6 protein-coding genes and 1 pseudogene are annotated in these 8494 nt (G+C 36.0%); all 7 read right to left on the bottom strand.

The window, feature by feature from the left end; translation table 11 throughout:
* Window positions 1-124: 124 nt before the first annotated feature.
* Window positions 125-814 carry a hypothetical protein gene (locus OVN23_RS01555; protein ID WP_267240262.1) on the bottom strand — a complete coding sequence of 230 codons (690 nt, stop codon included), beginning with the start codon at window positions 812-814 and terminating at the stop codon, window positions 125-127.
* Complete coding sequence (locus tag OVN23_RS01560) at window positions 814-2001, bottom strand: AAA family ATPase (RefSeq protein WP_267240263.1); 1188 nt, start codon at window positions 1999-2001, stop codon at window positions 814-816. The genes OVN23_RS01555 and OVN23_RS01560 overlap by 1 nt, the downstream gene beginning before the upstream one ends.
* Window positions 2002-2254: 253 nt before the next feature.
* Window positions 2255-3097 (bottom strand): aldo/keto reductase, encoded by an 843-nt coding sequence (locus tag OVN23_RS01565; RefSeq protein WP_267240264.1) that lies wholly within the window; start codon window positions 3095-3097, stop codon window positions 2255-2257.
* A gap of 370 nt (window positions 3098-3467) precedes the next feature.
* Window positions 3468-4859 (bottom strand): peptidoglycan-N-acetylglucosamine deacetylase PgdA, encoded by a 1392-nt coding sequence (pgdA, locus tag OVN23_RS01570; RefSeq protein WP_267240265.1) that lies wholly within the window; start codon window positions 4857-4859, stop codon window positions 3468-3470.
* A gap of 234 nt (window positions 4860-5093) precedes the next feature.
* Window positions 5094-5696: pseudogene (locus tag OVN23_RS01575) on the bottom strand (DUF6088 family protein).
* A gap of 111 nt (window positions 5697-5807) precedes the next feature.
* The gene (locus OVN23_RS01580; RefSeq protein WP_267240266.1) at window positions 5808-6710 is read right to left on the bottom strand and encodes a hypothetical protein; all 903 of its coding nucleotides are present in this window, start codon (window positions 6708-6710) and stop codon (window positions 5808-5810) included.
* Between the two features lie 366 nt (window positions 6711-7076).
* Window positions 7077-8494, bottom strand: a 1418-nt coding sequence (locus OVN23_RS01585) for a hypothetical protein (RefSeq protein ID WP_267240267.1), incomplete at its 5' end; no start/stop codon positions are given.

The following is an 8494-nucleotide window of genomic DNA, read 5'->3' on the forward strand; positions in this document are numbered from 1 at the left end:
TGACGCAGTGAAATGTTATTTTCTTAGACATTGTTTACTCCTTTTTATATAAATTACTTGCGACACGAGTTTGCCTCGTCGATGTTACTTGGCAAAAACGAATTATTAATTTCTTTAATTACAATTAAGTACGAAAAGAAAAATCAAATATTTGCGGATAATCCTTTACTATATAGGCGTCATCTCCACAAAATTTAGTAAAAACTTCAACAAATCTTTCGAACGAATATTGAGAAAATAACTGTTCAAATTTCACTTGTGTTGGTAGTGTTTTTTGATAATTATCACTACTAAAACTATTAACAAAATCCTTCAAATCCATATATTTAACATAAGTATATTCATTTGTTATTTTTCTTTTTACATATTTATCAAACCTCGAATCTATTCTAGAAGATTTTTTTACGGTGATAGTTTTACCATCACGTGTATGAGAAAGTCTATATTTTTTATCCAAACCATTCTTTAAATAAATTAGTGTATTTTCTTTTAATTCACGTATTCTTTTATGATAAATTAAAACCACATTTTCAATAGAGTAATAATCTAGTTTAAATAAATGTTCATGTTCTAAACTATCATCAAAATCTCCATCCACAATACCTATCACTCCACTCGGAGATTTTTTAACTAACTCGCGTACCTTAATACAATCTAACTTTTTCATACTAACCATAGAACTTGGCGACACATAGTATCTATAGAATTCGGGATCTTCAGCGTAAATAACAATAGAATTTGTACTTAATTCATTCTCTATTTCCGAATCAATAATCGTATCCAAACTGATATTTGAATTTGTCTGCTTCCCCATTATATTTCAACCCTATTAAAACCTAATTCTTTACAAGCCTGAAATATATACGGGGCATGAGTAGCAATAATCAAAGTCTTATTAGCCTGCTTTAATATATTACTCATGTCGAGGATTAATTTACTTTGGTTTTTTATCGAAAGTGATATTTCAGGTTCATCAATCAAAATTATTTTCTCATCACTAAAGATACAATTCGTTAATAGGGTAATTAAGCGTTGTTCACCAGATGATAAAAAACTTAACTCAATTTCATCCCCATTTTTCCTTGCTATTATACTAGAATAATTTTCCATATTTACTTCTATTATAATATTGCAGTATCTAGCTAAAAAGTCATTAAGCAACGCTAACCTTTCAATATAATATGTAATATCTTTGATATATTCCGTAGCATCAGAATCATAAGAACACTTTATTTTATAATTAGCACAATTTTCTTTAGCAATTAGAAGTTCTCGTGTCATAAGAGCTTCTGCTGATTTAAACTCACTTAACTCAGGAGAAATATATTTGGAATTTTTATTTTGAAATAAAGGCTCAGAAAAAAAATCTTTATTTAAAGATTCACTTATTCCACCTCTGAAGCTATTTTTAAATTTGTAATTATCAAAATTCCGACTGATATAACCTAAGATATCTTTAGATAGATTAATTAATTCCGTATCAAATGCAATATCTATATTTCTAACAGACCTTTCAATTTCATGTAATAAATATGTAATCCCATTTATTAACATGCTAATTTCGTGATATAGATTCTTTCTAGTTCCTCTTTCTAAAATTCTCTCTATTCTCCTGTTATATCCAACAAATTTTGAAACTGGAAAAAAAGGTATAAATCTATTTTTATTAATAATTTCAGAAAATACAATACACAAATCTTTAAATGCATCCGAATGATCATTAATAAAATTATCATATAGGTTATCATCTAATTTATTTTCTCTATTCTCACCATCAAATATGCTCAATAGTGATTCATTATTAATTTTTATATATTCTAAATTATTTTTTTCTAATAATTCTAAAACACTTGAACTTATTTCTTTTAAATTTGCAATTGAACTCAGTATTTTTAATATTCTAGTTTTTCCAACACCATTATCACCGTAAAGAACTGAAAAACCTTCAATAGAAATATTGATTTCTTTCGGGTTATCTAAAAATTTATATGTTACATCCATTCTATATCTCCATAAATTAAAAAAAAACCGAATTTCAACGCCCAAGCCTTGCGACTAGGGGCGTCAGAAACGCGGTTCCACCCTAATTTATTACTTCATTGTTTTTGAAAATACGACAGAAAGCGCCAGTTCTTTATTTTGCCCTACTTGGCTCCCACTATCCCAAGCTCGCTTGAAGAACGCCATAAGACTTTCTTTCCTGCTGACTATTATATCAAAAATTAGAATAATGTACAATTCTTTTTATGATTTTCTAGAAATCCATATCATCAACTCGTGGAGCACCAGACTGAACAGCAATCGCTTTTAAGGTTTCACGCTCCTCGTGGCTCAGCTCAATTCCGAAACAATCAAGATTAGCCTGAATACGAGAGGCTGTAACGGATTTTGGAAGCGGTAAAAATCCTTCTGCCAAGCTCCAGGCCAAGGCTATCTGGGCAACCGATTTCCCATGATTTGCTGCGATTTCTTGGACTTGCTTGCTATCAAACAGTTCTCCCTGACCAAAAGGCCCCCAAGCTTCCAATAAAATTCCTTTTTCTCTACAGTAAGCTACGACTTGATCTTGATACACACCTGGTGCCAAGCGAACTTGATTGACCGCTGGAAGAATTTTTGCTGTTTCAAACAAGGCATCCAAATGATGGGGAAGAAAATTGCTAACGCCGATAGCACGGATCTTGCCTTCTTGATAGAGGTCTTCCATCGCTCTCCAGACCTCAGCATTTCGGATTTTCCATGCGTCATTTTCTCTAAGCGGTTTTGGGTTCGGCCAATGAATCAAATACAGATCCAAATAATCCAAACCCAGCTTCTCTAAAGACTCTTCAAAAGCCTGACGAGCTTGCTCATAGGTTTGTTGGCTATTCCACAACTTGGTAGTTACGAACAATTCCTCTCGTGGAACTCCGCTATCTTTGATTGCTTGACCAACACTTTCTTCATTCTGATAAATCGCCGCCGTATCAATATGACGATAACCAGCCTTCAAGGCTTCTAACACTGCACGATAGGCTTCTTCTCCATCCTTAGCCTTAAAAGTTCCAAATCCCAATACTGGAATTTCTACTCCATTATTTAATTGATAGGTATTCATATGCTTCTCCTTCTATTTTATACTCTTCGAAAATCTCTTCAAACCACGTCAACGTCGCCTTGCCGTAGGTATTGTTACTGACTTCGTCAGTTCTATCTGCAACCTCAAAACAATGTTTTGAGCAACCTGCGGCTAGTTTCCTAGTTTACTCTTTGATTTTCATTGAGTATTATAGTGAAATGAAATAAGAATAGGACGAATTGATTAGGACAGTCAAATCAATTTCTAACAATGCTTTAGAAGTCAAGGTGTACTATTCTAGCTTCAATCTACTATATTCATCAATTATAGCATAAAACATTTTTTAAGTAGTACTATCTTCTGTAAAAAATAAGTCTATCACATATCTGACAGACCTATTTTTTCTTGCTTATTCATCACGACTATAATACAGTTCATGAGGTTTTAGGCGAGTATTAAGCATCTCTGGTATGGTCACAAAGGTATAACCTTGATTTTTCAAATACTCAATGACCCTTGGCAAGGCATTGACTGTCGGACTGTGAATATCATGCATCAAAACGATAGAGCCGTTAGCTACTTGATGCTGAATTTCCGTCAAAATAGCTGCTTCATTTTTACTCTTCCAGTCCAGACTATCCACATCCCACATAATAAAGCTCAAATCCAAGCTATTGCGAATATCATCTGTAATAGCACCATAAGGCGGACGCATGAGTTTGGAACTAGAACCCAGCACTTTAGTTAGCACATCCTCAGTATCAGTAATCTGCTTTTTAGCTTCATCAAGAGAAAGTTGCGAGAGAATCGGATGGCTCCAACTATGGTTTCCAACAACATGACCTTCAGATTTTATCCTCTTCACCAAGTCCTCATTCCCAGAAACATTTTTCCCAAGCACAAAGAAAGTGGCTTTAACACCATATTTAGCTAGAGTCTCTAATGCTTGTGGGGTCGTTGCTGGATTTGGACCATCATCAAAGGTTAGAGCGACAACTTTTTGATGTTTCTTATCAAAGTAAGACTGGTACAAGGCCGCATCTTTTTCAAGTAAGTACGAAGATTGGATAACATCAAAGAAAGCAGATACTGGCAAGGCTATCTCTTCTAAATTTTCAACCGCAGGACTTGGATAAAGGATAATCTGACTATCCTTGTAATCAAAATTCCATGCAGACAAGTCTTGCTCAGAGAAGCTTTTTACAATCTGCTCACTCTGGTCTTGCTCTATTTTTTTATCCTCTATAAAGGAGGTCAATTCTTTTATCAGCTGTTCCTTAGCCTTACTAGCATCTGAAAACAGTTGGTCAAGTGTAAAAGGTTGCCCATCTTCTGTTAAGTGAACCTTTCCTAGGCTGGTCTTTTCAGTCTCTTCAACCTTAAAATCAACTAAATCATAGATTTGTTTGGTCACATTACGATTGACGACTCCCTTTAAACCTGACTCTTCTTGCTCTGTATAGTAGAAAACAAGATTGTCCTTACTTTCTAGCTTGTCCTTAACATCTTGATTTATCAGCTCCCTAACAGAGGAAATCACTTGCTCCCCTTGGAGAGGATAATAGGCAATCACTTCGGCTTGCCCCTTACGAAAATGCTCCTTCTGATTTCCCTCACTCAATTGATCGTCTTTCTCTTTTTTGAGCGATTCAATTTTTTGCTCAAAACTTTTTTGCTGATACATTTTAAAAGCAATAAATCCACCTAATAAGCAAATAGAAATTGCTAAAATACCAATCAAAGCCAATAATACATGTCTCTTTTTCCCGTGTCTGCCACGTCCCAGTCTACTTTTATTCATATTTATATCATAACAAATTTGAGCAATAATTTCAATGATACAGTTTGGCAATCCAGAATTCCTCCAGCAAGCCAAAGCATCTCACATCAACTCCAACATCCGTATCTGTAGAGATTATGTAGTTTTCTATCTATGGAATTTCTAGTGGATTGAAGCTAGAATAGACACCGTGACTTCTAAAAACATTCTGAGAAATTGATTTATTTTTCCCAATCGATTTATCCTCAAACATCCCTATACCTCTGATATTTTCTTGATAATACTATATACCCAGACACTTGTAGTTTTACCTTCAGCTAGTAATGTTGACTTTTCTTCTTCAGATAATTTTTTCCTTAAGTAGTCAATCTGCTGAGAAGTAATGTTCTCTTTCCCCATTGCCTTGACAGATTGTATCACCATTGCAGTTAAGGTTGACATATTTGAAATATCTCCATTATTTCTATGCTTAAATTCTATCCTTGCCTTACCAACATTAAAACTGGCATATCTTCCATCTGATATATAGGTTCATTTTGCTGGTACCTGCGTAGATAAACCAAGTAAATTCAGGGCTGTGTTCCCCGATGGAGCAATGGTCCAATTATATTTTCTAGCAATAGCATCAGCAACTTCATCCACAGACACCATTGCATACTCTCCAATCAGTTCTATATATTTTGGTTTATAATAAATACCTTTCAAAATGCGAGTAATCTCTTTGTCTTTTACAAGACGATTTAATGTCCTACGAACAACAGTTTCATATCCTGCAATATCAAAGAAATCATTTGCTATAAAAACTTGATTTGATTCAAAATTTTCTATCCTGTTTACTATTTCCTGCTTATAGTTCATCTATCACGCCTCCTTTGCACCGAATATGATGCTATTTTTGGTGCAAAAAGTCAAATGAGAGTCATTTTATCAAGAGAGAACAGACCTCTTACAATTTCTTATATAAAATCTCTATCCATTTTTTATCCCATTTCTTATTTCAGTAATAACTTGATTATAAAAATCATGATAGTCAGCCGTATTTATTTCTTTTATAATAACGCCATATGTACACAAGAGTATTCTCACATTATCATCTAAATCTCCACCTTTAGAGTAAAAATACACCTTTGTAAATTCAAAATGTTTCTTCTTGTATGCGAGTAGCCACCACAAATCGATTTCAGCTAAATCTAAAGCAAAACCAAGGATATGAACATCATTGCTTACAAAACAATCAATCCATGAATGATGATAAAAATCATTTTTAGAATTCCATCTCCTTAATAATTCAGACGTATATCCTATCACCTGCGAAAGCAAATAGCCATAATAGTATTGTCCTAGTATAATAGACTTTTTTCTCGTTGCTATTCCATGTATATGCCATAGTTTTTTTCGATCACCTAATTTTATATACTGGTAAATTCCTAGCTCCTTTTCCTTTTTACTGATTTCACCCTCCTTCCCATATCCATATAGATTTAAGATTTTTCCAATAGATGGATTAGTACAGATTGTTTTTTCAAATTCAAAACTGTAATTCGTCGTCAAAATATTCTCTACTTCTAACGTTAATAAGTCCTCAAGAAACTCTTTCTTTCTTTTTGAAATCGTCATCTTATCCTTCAAAAAATCAGTTAGTTCCTCTGCGACAGTTTCTTCTTTCCCCTCATAGTTTACTGAAATCCTCATCGGAAAACTTAAAGAATCGCTTATCTCAGCATGTAATGAACGTTTCTCCGCCTCTTTTTCACCTCTAAACTTGTCGACATTAAAGGAATCATCATCTTCTGGCTCGTTTACAAATAATCTATTGATTCCATTCCCTACTAATAAAATAGGTTTGTTTTTTCTACTTTCATGTTTCCCCATTCCATTACCCTTTCTCTTTTTAAAGCGCTTACATATACTCCCAAAGAAAGATGGATAGAAAGACGCTTTTCAACTTCTTTCTATCCATTACTTCCTTCAAGAGTCCACACCAGCAATTTTCAGTTCCATTTCATGAACTATCTTACTTGTCTCGTGTTTCTTCTTTATCTTATTCTACCATCAAAGCCTTCTACTTGTACTAGAGGAGGAAGGATTCCCATCCAAAAGATGGTGTCCTGTTCCCAAAACCACTTCCCCGCTAGAAGCTGGCAACTTCCCACTACAGGTTTGCTACTAACTTTTCCTATCGTCATTATCCAGCAATGTAGTAACTTCTATGGTCGCCTGCGATATTTCACATGTCGCTTATCTTAACTGAGCAAGAATAGCTTTGAGTTTCTCAATCAACTCATCTTCTGTGTGGTCAGACTCTTTCTCATTGGCTAGGAAAGCAACTGCTTGAGCGAGAGCTTCTCGTGCTTGGTCGAGGACTTTCGCATCTACACTTGTAAGGTCGCTTTCTTGCAGAACCTTAGTCAATTCCTTGGTCAATTTCTTGAGTTCCGACTCTTTCTTGCGACGAGCGATGAGGAAGAGAAGGAGACCAAGAAGGGCAAGTAGGCTGCCAATCATCGTACCATATGGAAGATGACCTTGCTCTTTCCTTGTTTCTTTCGTTTCTTCTTCATCCTTAGTCGCTTGCTTGCCTTTCAAGGATTCGAGGGCTTCTTTGACCTTAGCAGTCATCTCTTTCAAGCCTGCCTCTGTCAAGTCAGTATTTCTAAGGGCTGCTTGACCCTCTCCGAGAATGATCTTAGCAGCGTCGATGACAGATTGATCAATACCATCCAAGTCTTTCAAACGAGTTTCTAGTTCTTCAACCAATCGCGCAAGTTCAGACTTGTCAACAGGACGAGTCTCGCTAGGAGTTGCTGTATCGCCTGAATTGTTTGGAGTGTTTGTAAAAACTGGTGTTTCTTGAGCTGGAGTACTTGCTTGAGCCTGCCCAACAGTAGATGATGGAGTAGCAGGGGTGGTGTTGCTACTATCGTCGGTCGTCACACCAGGAGCTGGAGTATTGGCACTGTTATCTGGTGTCACACTATCGCTATTGCTGTCAGCAGGGGTGGTAGTACCGCCGTTGTTCGTGTTAGCACTATTGTTAGTGTCGCCACTAGTATTGCTGTTACTGCTATTGTCGGTATTAGCACCGTTGTTGGTGTTAGCACTATTGTTAGTGTTGTCATCATTACTTGGTACAGAAGTTGGTTTATCTACCAAGCCTTCTTTGGCTTTATCAAGTTCTTTCTTCGCTTCATCAACTTTCGCTTTCGCATCCGCTACGTCTTGTTCCGTTGCGTTCGCGTTGGCAATCACTTTTTCAGCTTCGGTTACTGCTGCGTTAGCTTTTGTCTTCGCGTCTTCATAAGCTTTCTTACTTGCTTCTGTCTTACCAGATGTTGATGCTCCTGGAGTAAGGGCTGCTTCCAAGTCCTCTTTAGCTTGCGTTAGAGCTGTCTTGTCTGCTTTATCGACTAACTTCTCTTTCGCTTTGTCCAACTTACCTTGAGCTGCGGTTACTTTTTCTTTCGCTGCTTGAACTTCAGCCGCTGTCGCATTGTCACCTTTAGCTAATGATACTTGGGCTGCTTCCTTCGCTGCTGTAACATCCGCTTCTGCTTCTTTCTTAGCAGCTTCGTAAGCTTCAATACTTTCTGGTGTCTTACCTTCTGTATTTACTGCTTCATCTAACTTAGCTTTGTCACCTTCTAGTTGTGTCTTCG

The sequence above is a fragment of the Streptococcus sp. Marseille-Q6488 genome (assembly GCF_946902925.1).
Taxonomy (GTDB): Bacteria; Bacillota; Bacilli; order Lactobacillales; family Streptococcaceae; genus Streptococcus.

Excerpts from the sequence above, each read along its gene's own strand:
- OVN23_RS01555 (WP_267240262.1), bottom strand. The coding sequence starts at position 814 with ATGGGGAAGCAGACAAATTCAAATATCAGTTTGGATACGATTATTGAT.
- OVN23_RS01560 (WP_267240263.1), bottom strand. The coding sequence starts at position 2,001 with ATGGATGTAACATATAAATTTTTAGATAACCCGAAAGAAATCAATATT.
- OVN23_RS01565 (WP_267240264.1), bottom strand. The coding sequence starts at position 3,097 with ATGAATACCTATCAATTAAATAATGGAGTAGAAATTCCAGTATTGGGA.
- pgdA (WP_267240265.1), bottom strand. The coding sequence starts at position 4,859 with ATGAATAAAAGTAGACTGGGACGTGGCAGACACGGGAAAAAGAGACAT.
- OVN23_RS01580 (WP_267240266.1), bottom strand. The coding sequence starts at position 6,710 with ATGGGGAAACATGAAAGTAGAAAAAACAAACCTATTTTATTAGTAGGG.